The sequence below is a fragment of the Kitasatospora sp. NRRL B-11411 genome, from assembly GCF_000721345.1.
GTDB classification, from domain to species: domain Bacteria; phylum Actinomycetota; class Actinomycetes; order Streptomycetales; family Streptomycetaceae; genus Kitasatospora; species Kitasatospora cineracea.
In genome coordinates this window covers 1-13139 of sequence record NZ_JOGH01000091.1, presented here as the reverse complement: position 1 = coordinate 13139, position 13139 = coordinate 1, and the positions used below count along the sequence as shown (strand labels likewise).

At 74.2% G+C, this 13139-nt stretch carries 10 protein-coding genes; 7 read left to right on the top strand and 3 right to left on the bottom strand.

The features are described 5' to 3' along the window. Positions 1-210 precede the first annotated feature (210 nt). Positions 211-1023, bottom strand: coding sequence for a lytic polysaccharide monooxygenase (locus tag IH44_RS0129425; protein WP_030462797.1), 813 nt, complete (start codon positions 1021-1023; stop codon positions 211-213). Between the two features lie 668 nt (positions 1024-1691). On the opposite strand from IH44_RS0129425, the gene IH44_RS0129420 reads away from it, so the two are divergent. The 5 genes from IH44_RS0129420 (at position 1692) to IH44_RS45700 (ending at position 7783) form a co-directional block, all read left to right on the top strand. Next, positions 1692-2909, top strand: coding sequence for an LLM class flavin-dependent oxidoreductase (locus tag IH44_RS0129420; protein WP_081967203.1), 1218 nt, complete (start codon positions 1692-1694; stop codon positions 2907-2909). After that, positions 2906-3784 carry an ABC transporter permease gene (locus IH44_RS0129415; protein WP_030462795.1) on the top strand — a complete coding sequence of 293 codons (879 nt, stop codon included), beginning with the start codon at positions 2906-2908 and terminating at the stop codon, positions 3782-3784. The genes IH44_RS0129420 and IH44_RS0129415 overlap by 4 nt, the downstream gene beginning before the upstream one ends. Before the next feature lie 38 nt (positions 3785-3822). Beyond that, on the top strand, positions 3823-4866 hold the full coding sequence (locus tag IH44_RS0129410; RefSeq protein WP_030462794.1) for an ABC transporter substrate-binding protein: 1044 nt from the start codon (positions 3823-3825) through the stop codon (positions 4864-4866). Then, positions 4853-5677 carry an ABC transporter ATP-binding protein gene (locus IH44_RS0129405; protein ID WP_030462793.1) on the top strand — a complete coding sequence of 275 codons (825 nt, stop codon included), beginning with the start codon at positions 4853-4855 and terminating at the stop codon, positions 5675-5677. The genes IH44_RS0129410 and IH44_RS0129405 overlap by 14 nt, the downstream gene beginning before the upstream one ends. Positions 5678-5911: 234 nt before the next feature. Then, on the top strand, positions 5912-7783 hold the full coding sequence (locus IH44_RS45700; protein ID WP_030462792.1) for a hypothetical protein: 1872 nt from the start codon (positions 5912-5914) through the stop codon (positions 7781-7783). A 99-nt stretch (positions 7784-7882) separates the two neighbouring features. Here the strand turns inward: IH44_RS45700 and IH44_RS0129395 are convergent, their stop codons facing one another. Then, a complete protein-coding gene (locus IH44_RS0129395; protein WP_030462791.1) occupies positions 7883-8935 on the bottom strand; it encodes an aldo/keto reductase in 1053 nt (350 codons plus the stop codon). Between the two features lie 221 nt (positions 8936-9156). Here IH44_RS0129395 and IH44_RS0129390 point away from each other — a divergent pair, with 221 nt between their 5' ends. Beyond that, entirely contained in the window at positions 9157-10542 is a 1386-nt protein-coding gene (locus IH44_RS0129390) for a uracil-xanthine permease family protein (protein WP_030462790.1), read from the top strand. Between the two features lie 692 nt (positions 10543-11234). Here IH44_RS0129390 and snpA read toward each other — a convergent pair. After that, positions 11235-11864 (bottom strand): snapalysin, encoded by a 630-nt coding sequence (gene snpA / locus IH44_RS0129385; RefSeq protein ID WP_030462789.1) that lies wholly within the window; start codon positions 11862-11864, stop codon positions 11235-11237. 217 nt (positions 11865-12081) lie between these two features. Between snpA and IH44_RS0129380 the strand changes: the two genes are divergently transcribed. Then, positions 12082-13065 carry a LysR family transcriptional regulator gene (locus tag IH44_RS0129380; RefSeq protein WP_030462788.1) on the top strand — a complete coding sequence of 328 codons (984 nt, stop codon included), beginning with the start codon at positions 12082-12084 and terminating at the stop codon, positions 13063-13065. Positions 13066-13139: the final 74 nt, after the last annotated feature.

The window sequence follows — 13139 nt, the reverse complement described above, 5'->3', positions numbered from 1 at the left end:
CCCCGGTGCTGGACGTCTCGGCCCGGGCGTTCGCGGACGCGCTACCGCACGGGGTGTGTGGTGGGTCCGGGCGTGCGAGGGCCCCCGGCCCGGGGTGCGGGTCGGGGGCCTGGTGCGGGTGCCGGTGGCCGGGCCGGGGGCCCTCCCCCACAGGGGGCCCGTCGGGTCGGTCAGCGGTGTCGCGGGGTGCCTGGCGGCCGGTGGCCGGTGTCAGCAGGCGCCGAGGTCGTCCCAGACGCCCCACTGGCCGGTGGAGCCGGGCTGCTCGCCCTGGGTCCACCACTTGGCACGCCAGTTGTGGCCGCCGTAGGAGACGGTCTCGCCGCCGTTGTAGGTCGCACTGGCGCTCCAGGCGGTAGCGGTGCAGGTGCCGGACCCGCCGCCGGTGGTGCCGCCCGTGGTGCCACCGGTCGTCCCGCCGGTGGTGCCACCCGTGGTCCCGCCGGTGGTCCCACCGGTGGTGCCGCCCGTCGTCCCGCCCGTGGTGCCGCCGGTCGTCCCGCCGGTGCCGCCGATGTTGACGTCGATGCAGGAGTAGAACGCGTTCGCGGTGTCCGAGACGTTCCACACCGCGAGGACCTTCTGGCGGCCGGTGAAGCTGCCGAAGTTGACGGTCTGGCTGAGGTCGGCCGGCGGCTGGGCGTTGTTGCCCGGGAACGTGGCGATCAGCTGGTTGCCGATGTAGTACTGCCAGTTCGCGGTGGAGTGGCGGGCGGTGAAGTGCCAGGTGAAGGTCTGGGTGGAGGACACGTTGGTGACCTTCCAGCCCAGGTTGTCGTTGTCCAGCTCGGCGTACTCGGGGTGGCCGCCGGAGCAGCTGGTCAGGCCCTTCGGGCCCTCGACGCTCTGCGGCTCGTACTTGATCTGGCCGCAGCTGACCACGTTGTTGGCGCACTGGTCCTGGCGGCTGGGCGGGTTGGTGATCCAGCCGTGGGCGTCGGCGGTGCCCGCCGAGAGGGTCATCCCGAGGAGGGGGGCGACCAGCGCGCCGACGGCGGCGGTCACCTTTCTCTTGGTCTGCATGTGGGGTGCCTTCCTGATGTGGGGGTTCAGGTCTGCCCGAGGCCGTCGGGGCACGGCGGACCCCGCCGTGGCGCGGTGGGGCGGACACGAGCGGTACTCCTCCGTACGACCGGTGCGACAGGTCGGGAGACGGCCATAGGTCTAGACCGGATACTGAGGGAGACGATAGCGACGTACAGGACGCGGTCAAGTGGTTGAGCGAAATGTCCGCCTCCGGTGAGCGCAGTTCACCGAAGAACTGACAGAACGTCACCGGACCTGCGCCGAAATGCGCGTGACGGTGCTCGCGGCGGCCAACCGGACACCAGGTGGACGCCGTGACCACGATGCGGACCGTCCCTGACCCCGACCGGCCCGGACGTGGTAGCTTCCGGCGCATGTCGCAGCGCGTCTTCCTCACCACCCGGGGTCACATCGACCTTCTCCGGGTGTGTTCCGCTGCCTGTCGCCGCGCCTGAGCGCCCACGACCCCCGGTCCCGCCCGTAGGCCCCCGTACTCCCGCGTCCGCACGCCCGTACGTCCGCCTGCGGTACCGCCGGTACGTCCCCGCCGCCGCGCCCGTCCCCGCACCGCCCGTACCCCGTCCGCGCGCCGGACCGGTACGGGCCGCCGGGCGGAGCGGCCGCACCCCCCGCTGCCCCGGCCACCCCCGGAGAAGAGGACCCCCGTGCCTGCCCGCACCCCCGTGTTCCACTGGTTCCTGCCCACCGGCGGCGACGGCCGCGACCCCGGCGGCGTCACCGCCGTGCAGGGCCGCACCGGCGCCGCCACCCGCCGCCCCGCCGACGTCGGCTACCTCGCCCAGGTCGCCCGGGCCGCCGAACAGGCCGGGTTCACCGCGCTCCTCGCACCGGTCGGCCTCGGCTGCGTCGACCCGTGGATCCTGGCCGCCGCGCTCACCCAGCACACCAGCCGGATCGGCTTCCTGGTGGCCTTCCGGGCCGGCTTCGCCAGCCCCACCCTGCTCGCCCAACAGGCCGACTCCTTCCGCCGGTTCGCGGGCGGACGGCTCCGGCTGAACGTGGTCACGGGCGGCGACCCGGCCGAACAGCGCGCCTACGGCGACCACCTGGCCCACGACGAGCGCTACGCCCGCACCGACGAGGTGATGGCCGCGCTGCGCGACCTGCTGGACGGCAAGCGCGTCGACCGGCAGGGCGAGCACCTGCACCTGGACGGCGCCCGACTCGTCGACCCCGCCGTCGAACACCCCGTCCCGCTGTACTTCGGCGGCGCCTCGCCCGCCGCCGAACAGGTCGCCGCCCGCCGCGCCGACGTCCAACTCCTGTGGGGCGAACCGCCGTCCGCGATCGGCGAACGGATCACCCGGCTGCGCGCGATCGCCGCCGAACAGGGCCGCACGCTGCGCTACGGGCTGCGGCTGCACGTGATCAGCCGGGACACCGCCGAGCAGGCGTGGGCCGAGGCCGACCGGATCCTGTCCGGCCTCGACCCGGCGGCCGTCCGCGCCAGCCAGGCCCGGTTCGCCGCGATGGACTCCACCGGCCAGGCCCGGATGACCGCCCTGCACGGCGGCGGCACCGCCACCGCCCGCGACCTGCTGGTCGCCCCCAACCTGTGGGCCGGCATCGGCCTGGTCCGGGAGGGCGCCGGCACCGCGCTGGTCGGCTCGCACGACGAGGTCGCCGCCCGGCTCGCCGAGTACCGGGCCCTGGGCGTCGAGGAGTTCATCCTCTCCGGCTACCCGCACCTGGAGGAGGCGTACCGGGTCGGCGAGGAGGTCGTCCCCCGGGTCCGCGCGCTCGTCGCCCGGCAGGACGCCGCGCAGGGCGTCGGGCAGGGCGTCGGGCAGGGCGTCGGGCAGGACGCCGTGCGGGAGGCAGCGCAGGACGCGGAGCCCGCCGCCGGGCCGGGTGCGGCATGAGTGCGGTGACAGCGGTGAAAGCGGTGGAAGCGGCCACGGCGGTCGGGCCCGGCAGCGCGTCGCGCAGGCGCCTCGCCGAGGCGCTGCGCTGGACGGCGCTGCGCTGGACGGCGCTGCGCCTGCTGGCGCTCGCCGCGCTGCTGGCCGGATGGCAGGTCGTCGTGCAACTCCAGCTCTGGCCGCGGGCGCTGGTGCCCTCGCCGGGCGAGGTGTGGCACCAGTTCGTGCTGGCCTCCACGGTGCACGACGGCGTCCGCGGCTACAGCGGCCACCTGCTCGGCGAGCATCTCGCCGCGAGCCTGCGCCGGATCGCCCAGGGCACCGGCTGGGCGATCCTGTTCGGCACCGCGCTCGGCCTGGCGATCGGCACCCTGCGCCCGGTCGCCGTGGTGCTGGAGCCCGCCGTCACCTTCCTGCGCACCCTGCCGCCGCTGGCCTACCTGAGCCTGCTGGTGATCTGGTTCGGCATCGACGAGTCGCCCAAGGTCTGGCTGCTGCTGATCGCCGCGCTGCCGCCGGTCGCCGCCGCCACCGCGGCCGCCGTCCGGAACGTGCCCGGCGACCTGCTGGAGGCCGCCCGGGCGCTCGGCGCGGGCCGCTGGTCGCTGCTCGGCGGGGTGGTGCTGCCCGCCGCGCTGCCGGAGATCCTCACCGGCGTGCGGATCGCCGTCGGCGTCGCCTACACCTCGGTGGTGGCCGCCGAGACCATCAACGGCGTGCCCGGCATCGGCGGCATGATCCGCGACGCCCAGCGCTACAACCAGACCGCCGTCGTGCTCGCCGGGATCATCACCATCGGCCTGTCCGGCATCGTCCTGGACGGCCTGCTCAAGGCCGTCGAACGGATCGCCGTGCCCTGGCGCGGACGTTCCTGACGCACCGTCAATCCACCGAGAGACAACAGGAGTTCACCGTGAACCGTCGCACCGTCCGGCGCGCCGTCGCCACCGCTGCCGCCGCCGTCCTGCTGACCGCCGCCGCCACCGCCTGCTCCAGTTCCGGGTCAGGCGGCTCCGGCGGCGGGGGCAGAACCACCGTCCGGATCGCCTACCAGGAGATACCCAACGCCGACCTGGTGGTGAAGGACAAGCGGCTGCTGGAGCAGGCGCTGCCCGACGCCGACGTCAAGTGGGTGAAGTTCGACTCCGGCGGCGACGTCAACACCGCCGTGTTGGCGGGCTCGGTCGACCTCGGGCTGGCCGGCTCCAGCCCCGTCACCAAGGGCCTGTCCGCGCCGCTGAACATCCCGTACAAGGTGCTCTGGGTGCACGACCTGATCGGCGAGAACGAGGCGCTGGTCGCCCGCGGCGGCATCAGCTCGGTCGAGCAGCTGGTCGGGAAGAAGGTCGCCACCCCGTTCGGCTCCACCTCGCACTACTCGCTGCTCTCCGCCCTCCAGGCCGCCGGGGTCGACCCGGCGAAGGTCAACGTCATCGACCTGCAGCCGCAGGACGCGCTGGCCGCATGGAAGCGCGGCGACATCGACGCCGCCTACACCTGGACGCCCACCCTCACCGAACTGGAGAAGGACGGCAAGGTGCTGGTGACCAGCCGGCAGCTCGCCGAGCAGGGCAAGCGTACCGCCGACCTCGGCGTGGTCACCAACGCCTTCGCCCAGGCCCACCCCGAGGTCGTCACCGCCTGGCTGAAGGCCGAGGACCAGGCCGTCAAGATCGCCAAGAGCGACCCGCAGCAGGCCGCCGCCTCGATCGCCAAGGAGCTCAACCTCAGCCCCGCCGACGCGCTCGCCCAGCTCAAGCAGCTCGTCCTGCTCACCGCCGCCGAGCAGGCCGGGCCCGACTACCTCGGCAAGCCCGGCGCGCCCGGCAGGCTCGCCGACAACCTGCACGACGCCGCGGTGTTCCTGAAGGGCCAGCAGAAGATCGACGCGGTGCCCGACGCCTCGGTGTTCGCCAAGTCGCTGGCCGTCGAGGAGCTGGCCCGTGTCACCGGCTGAGGCCGTCGAAGCGCCGCCCGCCGCCGTCGAGTTGGCCGGGGTCACGGTCCGCTACGGGGCGGGCGGGCGGCGCGCCGGGCAGGCGGTGACGGCCGTCTCGGACGTCTCGCTGACCATCGGGGAGGGCGAGTTCACTGTCCTGGTCGGCCCGTCCGGCTGCGGCAAGACCACCCTGCTGCGGGTGGTCGCCGGGTTCGAACCGGCCGCCGGGGGACGGGCGCTGGTGCACGGCGCCCCGCCCCGGCCCGGGCACGGCACCGGGCTGGTGTTCCAGCAGCCCCGGCTGTTCCCGTGGCGCACCGTCGGCGGCAACCTGGCCTTCGCGCTCGCCCGACACGGCCTGCCCCGCGCCGAACGGGCCGCCCGCACCGCCGAGTTGCTCGACCTGGTCGGCCTGTCCGGCTACGCCGGGCGGCGCACCTGGGAACTGTCCGGCGGCCAGCAGCAGCGCATCGCCATCGCCCGGGCACTGGCCGGACGGCCCCGGCTGCTGCTGCTCGACGAGCCGTTCGCCGCGCTGGACGCGCTCACCCGCGAGCGCCTCCAGGAGGAACTGCGCACCCTCACCGCCCGCACCGGTACCGCCGTGCTGTTCGTCACGCACTCGGTGGACGAGGCGGTGCTGCTCGGCTCCCGGGTCCTGGTGATGGCCGCCGACCCCGGCCGGGTGGTCGCCGACCTGCCCGTCGACCTGCCCCGCGACGCCGCCACCGACCCCGCCGCCCTGCGCGGCACCCCCGAGTTCGCCCGGCTGCGCGGCACCCTCTCCCGCACCCTGCGGGAGGCCGCCGGGGCCGCCGGGGCCGCCTGAGCCCCCGGGCCGCTCCGACCACTCCGACCGCTCCGACCGCTCCGAGTGCCGGGGCCCGCCGGGCCGGTTGATGGACCGTCATGTCATGCTCTGCTCGATGCGGTCGATGCGGTCGACGCACCCGACCGTCGGGCCCGCCCGTCCGGAAGCTTGCCGGACGGGCCCGGCGGGAAGGACGCAGCAGGGGACCGCCGTGCGGGGCGGCGGGTACGGGTACGGGAACGGGGGAGCGGGATGGCGAACGCGCGGGTGCGGCAGGCGGTGCGCAGCACCATGCCGGGGCTGGTCGCCTGGTGGCTGTGGATGCCGCTGCTGGCGGCGCTGGTCTGGGCGGTCAAGCACTTCCTGTTCGGCGGCTTCGGGCAGCAGGACCAGAGCTACCTCCTGCTGATCGAGCGCCAGTTCTTCCCGCACGGCGGGCCGTGGGACGCGGCGCCGCTGTTCTGGTTCTGGCTGGCGGTCGGCCTGGTCGGCACCGCGGTGGCGGTCTGGTTCGCCACCGACGAGGCCGGGTCCGACTTCACCGAGTGGTGGCCGCGGCTGGCGATGGCCGTGGTGGTGCTGGCGGTGATCGGCTCGCTGGTGCGGGCCGGCACCGGGCTGTGGGACAACGACAAGGACGCGGGCCGGTTCTACGCCCGCTCCACCGTGCTCGACGTCCCGGCGGGCGGCGCGGCCACCCCGCGCTCGGTGCTGCCCGTCACCGAGCACAGCCGCCCCGGCGACGGCACCCGCTGCGACCTGGTCGGCACCTCGGACGTCCCGGCCTGCGTCAAGACCGCCCCGATGCCGGACTTCGACTTCGAGGCCCGCACCGCCTCCTACGCCGCCGCGAACAAGGCGCTCACCGACAGCGCGGGCCTGACCTCCGGCATCCACCTGCTCGACCACAGCCTGCACTACCTGCCCGGCACCGGTACCGGTGGTCAGGCGGGCGGCGGTCAGGCGGGCGGCGGCCAGGTGGGCGGCGGGGTGTGGACGGCGGTGCTGGACGGCTCCGGCGAGCAGCCGATGGAGGGCGTCGCGGTCTGGGACGGCACCACCAACTCGGTGGCCTCCTGCGCCTTCCACGGCGACCACGCCTTCGGCCGGGCCTTCGGCGGGACAGGCGCGGTCAGCCTGCGCAACCTGCTCGCCGAGCGCTTCCCCGACCTGGTCTACAGCGGCCAGGACATCTGGGGCTACTGCGACGGCCCCGACGTCCGCACCGCGCGGCCCGTGATCGTCATCTCGGTGGCCCGGGAGCAGGGCTGGAAGCAGCGCACCGTGACCGCCCCCGCCGGGGTGCTGGTCATCAAGGGCTCCGCCGACGGCCGCCCCGACCTCGCCTACCGCGCCACCGTCGACCCCGGCGACCTGCCCGGCGCGGTCTACCCGGCCTCGGTGGTCCGCTCGCAGATCCACGAGGTGCAGTGGCTCGGCGGGCGCGGCGTCAAGGACGACCGCGGCTTCGGCTACGACCACACCTCCTCGGCCGCCAACGCCACCAACCCCGGCGAGTTCCTGCTCCGTTCGAAGGCCGACGGCCACCTGTACTACGTGACGCCGCTGGTGCCCCGGGACAGCTCCTCCCAACTGGTGGTCGCCTTCGCCGTCCTGCAGGCCGACCGGGTCGGCGGCGGCCTCAACGACCTGCACGTGTACGTCCGGGCCGACGACGCCCCGTCGGTCAACCTGGACGTGCTGGCCAGCCGGATGGTCTCGTACATGGCCCAGCAGACCTCGATCACCATCAGCGTCGGCCAGGGCGGCGCGCTCCAGGAGATCATCCCGTTCGGGCGGGACATGTGGCGCGGCTTCGTCGACTTCAACGGGCAGACCCAGGACTACATCGACCTCTCGGGCGACGCCACCGTCACCCCCAACCTGGTCTCGCTCAAGGGCCAGATCACCCCGCCCGGCGGCCAGCCGCAGCCCCAACCGCAGCCCCAGCCGCAGCCGTCCGGGACGCCCGCCCCCACCGCGCCCGCGTCGCCCGCCGCCCCGGCGGCCGGCTGCGGCGGCGACCCGGCGCAGCTGACGGACCGCCAGCTCGCGGACTGCATCGCCGAGTGGTCCCGCACCCTGCAGGGCCGCCTGCCGGCCCAGCCCCCGGCCGGGGGCTGAGCCGACCGCCTTCGGCCGACCGCCGACCGCCGACCGCCGACCGCCGTCCGCCTTCGGCCGACCGCCAACCGCCAACCGCCGACTGCCAACCGCCGTCCGTCAGTTGTCGGCGGCGGCGCGGTCGGCGACGGGGCGGCGCAGCGCGGCCGGGGTGAGCGCGGGGGGCTGCCAGGCGCCGTCCGCGCGGTAGAGGTCGGTGCCGGGCGGGACGATCGCGTCGATCCGGTCCAGGGCCTCGTCGTCCAGGGTCAGCGCGGCGCCCTTCAGCAGGCCGGCGAGCTGCTCGACCGTCCGGGGGCCGAGGATCACCGAGGTGACGGCCGGGTGGGCGAGCGGGAAGGCGACGGCGAGTTCGGGCAGCGTGCAGCCGAGGTCGTCGGCCAGGGCGACGAGCTGCTCGACCACCTCCAGCTTGCGGGCGTTCTCGGGGAGCGCCGGGTCGAAGCGGTGCGGGGTCAGCGCGGCCCGCCCGCTGCCCAGGTCGATCGTCCCGCCCTTGCGGTAGCGGCCGGTCAGGAAGCCGGAGGCGAGCGGGGACCAGGTCAGCACCCCCATGCCGTGGCGGCGGGCGACCGGCAGCACCGTGTTCTCCACGCCGCGCGCCAGCAGCGAGTACGGCGGCTGCTCGGTCCGGAACCGGGGCAGTGCGCGCCGCTCGGACACCCAGTGCGCCTCGACGATCTCCGCGGCCGGGAAGGTCGAGCAGCCGAACGCCCGGATCTTGCCCTGCCGGACCAGGTCGCCGAGCACCGACAGGGTCTCCTCGACGTCCGTGCGGTGGTCGGCCCGGTGCACCTGGTAGAGGTCGATCCAGTCGGTGCGCAGCCGCCGCAGGCTGTCCTCCACCGCCCGCAGGATCCAACGCCGCGAGTTGCCGCCCCGGTTGGGCCCCTGGCCCATCGGGAAGTGCACCTTGGTCGCCAGCACCACGTCGTCGCGCCGCCCCTGGAGCGCCTTGCCGACGATCTCCTCGGACTCGCCCGCCGAGTACATGTCGGCGGTGTCGACGAAGTTGATCCCGGCGTCCAGTGCGGCGTGCACGACCCGGGCCCCCTCCTGGTGGTCCGGGTTGCCCACCGAGCCGAGCATCATCGTGCCCAGGCAGTGCGTGCTCACCTCGATGCCGGTGCCGCCGAGAGTCCGGTAACGCATGGTCGGTTCCCTTCCGTCGCTCTGATCACTGGCGCGCCTGCGGCCACCCTAGGAGTTGGAGTCGACTCAAGGGCAAGCCCTTTCCGCGCGCAGGCCCGCCGCCCCGCCGCCCGCCGAGGGGTCGACGGGTCCGTTCCGCAGCCAGGGGATCATGGTGCAGTCAGCGCGCGGTCCCGGAGCCCGGTTCCGGGGCGGTCCGGTCGAGTAGAACAGGGAACGGCATGAAGGTCGGGTTCGGGTGGAAGCTGCACGGCGACGGGCGGGCGCCGCGGCCCGGGGCGGTGGTGCGGCCGGACGAACGGCTGTCCTGGGGGCGGACGGTCGGGCTCGGGGCGCAGCACGTGGTGGCGATGTTCGGGGCCACCTTCGTGGCGCCCGTCCTGATGGGCCTGGACCCGAACCTCGCGGTGATGGTGTCGGGCGTGGCGACGGTGTTCTTCCTGCTGGTGACGCAGGGCCGGATCCCGTCCTACCTGGGCTCCAGCCTGTCGTTCGTCGGCGTGGCCGCGGTGATCAAGGCGCAGGGCGGGGACGCGGCGACGCTGACGGGTGCGCTGCTGGTGGTGGGTGCGGTGCTGGCGGCCTGCGGGGCGGTGGTGCAGGGGTTCGGGGCGCGGGTGATCCACGCGGTGCTGCCGCCGGTGGTGACGGGCGCGGTGGTGATGCTGATCGGCTTCAACCTGGCGCCGGTGGCGGCGGGGACGTACTGGCCGCAGGACCAGTGGACGGCGCTGCTGGTGATGGCGTTCACGGCCCTCGCCCTGGTGGTGCTGCGCGGGTTCTGGTCGCGGATCGCCATCTTCCTGGGGCTGGTGTTCGGGTACGGCGTCTCGTGGCTGTTCGACCGGCTCTTCGGCAGGATCCACTCCCCGGCGGGCGGCGGGGCGGCCACCGACCACTGGCGCCTGGACCTGTCGGGCGTCGGCAAGGCGGACTGGATCGGCCTGCCGTCCCTGCACGCGCCGAGCTTCTCGGCCTCGGCGATCCTGGTGGCGCTGCCGGTGGTGGTGGCGCTGATCGCGGAGAACGCCGGGCACGTGAAGGCCGTCTCCGAGATGACGGGCGACCCGCTGGACGACCGGATGGGCGCGGCGATCGTGGCGGACGGCGCGGCGACGGTGCTCTCCACCGCGGTGGGCGGCCCGGCCACCACCACGTACGCGGAGAACATCGGCGTGATGGCCGCGACCCGGGTGTACTCGACGGCCGCGTACTGGTGCGCGGCCGGCTTCGCGATCCTGTTCGGCCTGTGCCCGAAGTTCGGCGCGGTGATCGCGGCGATCCCGGGCGGCGTGCTGGGCGGCATCACCGTCGTCCTGTACGGCATGATCGGCCTGCTCGGCGCGCAGATCTGGATCCACAACAAGGTGGACCTGACCAACCCGCTGCACCTGGTGCCGGTCGCCGCGGGCGTGATCGTCGGCATCGGCAACGTGACGCTCAAGTTCACCGACACCTTCGAACTCGGCGGCATCGCCCTGGGCACGCTGATCGTCCTGCTCGGCTACCACGGCCTGCGCGCCCTGGCCCCCGCCCACCTCAAGCACCCGCAACCCGCCGCGGACGGACCGCTGCTGGACGAGGGCACCAGCAGCTACGACGACTGAGCACGCACGCCACCGGGCCCCGGACCGGGACGGCCGGTCCCCCGGGGTCTGTCCATTGAACGGCTCTGGCCCGTATACGGCGGTAGCGCTCCGTGGCGATCACTGGAGGAGGATGCGGTGGCGGAGAGGGGAATCCGGCCCGGCCGTGCATCTGCCACATGTTGGTGAGCTTGGCGTCATTGCCCTCGGCCGGTGCCGGAAGTCGGGCGAACTCTCCGGTCGGACGGGCGAGTTCGGTCATCTCGCGGCAGGCACTGGTGAGTTCCCCGAGCAGTGCCACGGCCGGTTCTTCCTAGGCATGTCGGAATCGGGCGGGATCCACCTGGTCTCGGACTGGCCCTGGACGAGCGGGTGTACGCCTCCGAGACGGCCACCAACCAGCGCAACGAGTCGATCGCCCGCCTGCTGGACGGCTACGGCCCTGCTGGACGGCTACGGCGCGCCGGCCCGCGACCCGGTCGCCACCACCGACCTCTGCACCCGGCAGTGCTCGCCGGCGGTCTGCGTCCGCGGCCGGCGCGTCACCCACTACCTGTCCGGCGCCCTCGGCCTGAACCTGTTCGCCTCCACCGCCCACCCGGAGTCCGCGCGCCGAACCCCCGTCGGCCGGCTGCCGGCTGCCGGCAGCGGTCCGGCCCCGCTCGGGGAGCGGGGCCGGGTGCTCGGCGGGCGGTGGGACAGTGGGGCTGGGGTCAGTGGGCGGCGGCGAGGCCGTACAGCCAGAGGCTGTTGACCCGGCTGCGCTCGGTGGTGTTCGGGTAGGGGTTGGTGCAGGAGGTGCCGGGGCCGCCGCCGGACATCAGCTCGCTGCACGGGCCGGAGTAGTGGTCGGGCAGGCCGAGCACGTGGCCGGTCTCGTGCGCGGTGACGCGCAGCGAGCTGTACTGCCGGTTCTGCGCGTAGTCGAGGAAGACGTAGCCGCTGCCGTGGCCGTCGGTGGAGGCGTAGGAGCCGCGGGAGTCGTTGCCCTCGTAGTAGCGGAAGTCGGCGTTGGTGCCGGAGCGGAGCTGGACGTTGGAGACCGAGGAGTTCCAGATCTGCGCGCTCTGCGAGATGACGGTGCGGAAGGTCGGGGCCTGGCTGGCGTCGTAGGTGACGGTGACGGCCAGCAGGTAGGGGTTGGCGGCCTGCTTGGAGCGGGCCGACTTCATCACGGCCTCGTAGAACGCCTTGTTGTCGGCGTCCCGGGAGGAGTTGACGGCGGAGCTCGCGGACGGGGTGTAGCCCTGGGTGGTGGTGGCCGCGGCGGCGGGCACGGCGGCGGTGCCGGCCGCGAGGACCATGCCGAGGGCGGCGGCGAGCAGGGTCATGGAGCGGTTCATGGGGGACTCCATTTCGCGGGTCCCGGGGCCGTGGGGAGGCCGTCCGGGACGCGGTGACGAGTTGTTGCACCGAGCTTGGGGCAGGGCGGCCGGGGCGCGGAGATGGCAACCGGCGATAGCTCGGGCCAATACCCGTGCGCGGCACGGCATTTGACCGGACGTGGGACTTGCTTGACATGCTCTTGGCAGAAGCTGGACGCCTGGCTATGCTCCCGTGATGGACCTCGACGTCCGACACCTGCGGGTGCTGTGCGCGGTCGCCGACACCGGCAGCGTCCGGAAGGCCGCCCGTCGACTCGGCATGACCCAGCCGTCGCTGACCACCCAACTGCACCGCATCGAACGCACCATCGGCGGACGGCTGTTCACCCGCGAACGCACCGGCAGCCGCCCCACCGCCCTCGGCCACTGGGTGCTCTCCCGCGCCCGGCCCGTGATCACCGAGATGGACGCCCTGGTCGCCGCCGCCCGCGCCGAAGCCGCCGGACCCGGCCGCCGCCGACTGCGGATCGGCAGCGTCGGCAGCCGCGCCGTCGCCGCCTGGCTGCGCCGCATCCACGACCGGCTCCCGGAGACCGACACCACCATCCACATCGACATCTCGGCGATCGCCCTGCTCCACCTGGTCGCCGCCGAACAGCTCGACATCGCCTTCGTCCACGAGAGCGAGGGCTTCCCGCTGCAGGTGCCGGCCGGCACCGAGCGCCGGGTGCTGGTCGCCCGCGAACCCCAGTTCGTCGCCCTCGCCGAGACCCACCCCGCCGCCGGCCGGCCGGTCGTCAGCCTCGCCGACCTCGCCCACGACACCTGGATGGTCGACCCGACCGCCGACCACGAGTACGCCGCCCTGCGCCGGGTCTTCGCCGGGGCCGGACTCGACCCGCGCGTCGTCCAGGTCCGGGACAACGCCACCGCCGCCGAACTCGTCGCCTCCGGCGAGGCCGTCCGCCCCTGCCAACCCACCTCCCCGCCCGGCCCCGGCACCGTCCTGCGCCCCGTCCACGGCGACCCGCTCGCCGTCCGCCTGCTGCTCACCTGGCGCCCCGACACCGTCGGCGGCCCGGCCCTCGACGGCCTCTGGGGCGACCTCCGCCACGCCTACCTCGACCTGGCCAGCGTCAACCCCGCCTACCGCGCCTGGCTGCGCCGCCACAACCGCCCCCTGCACACCCTCCTCGCCCCGGCACCGCCACCGGCCTGACGGCCGGTCCGTCCCGTCCGGGGTTCGGTGGGTCGGGATTGGGTGGGTGGGGGTTCGGTGGGTCGGGATTGGGT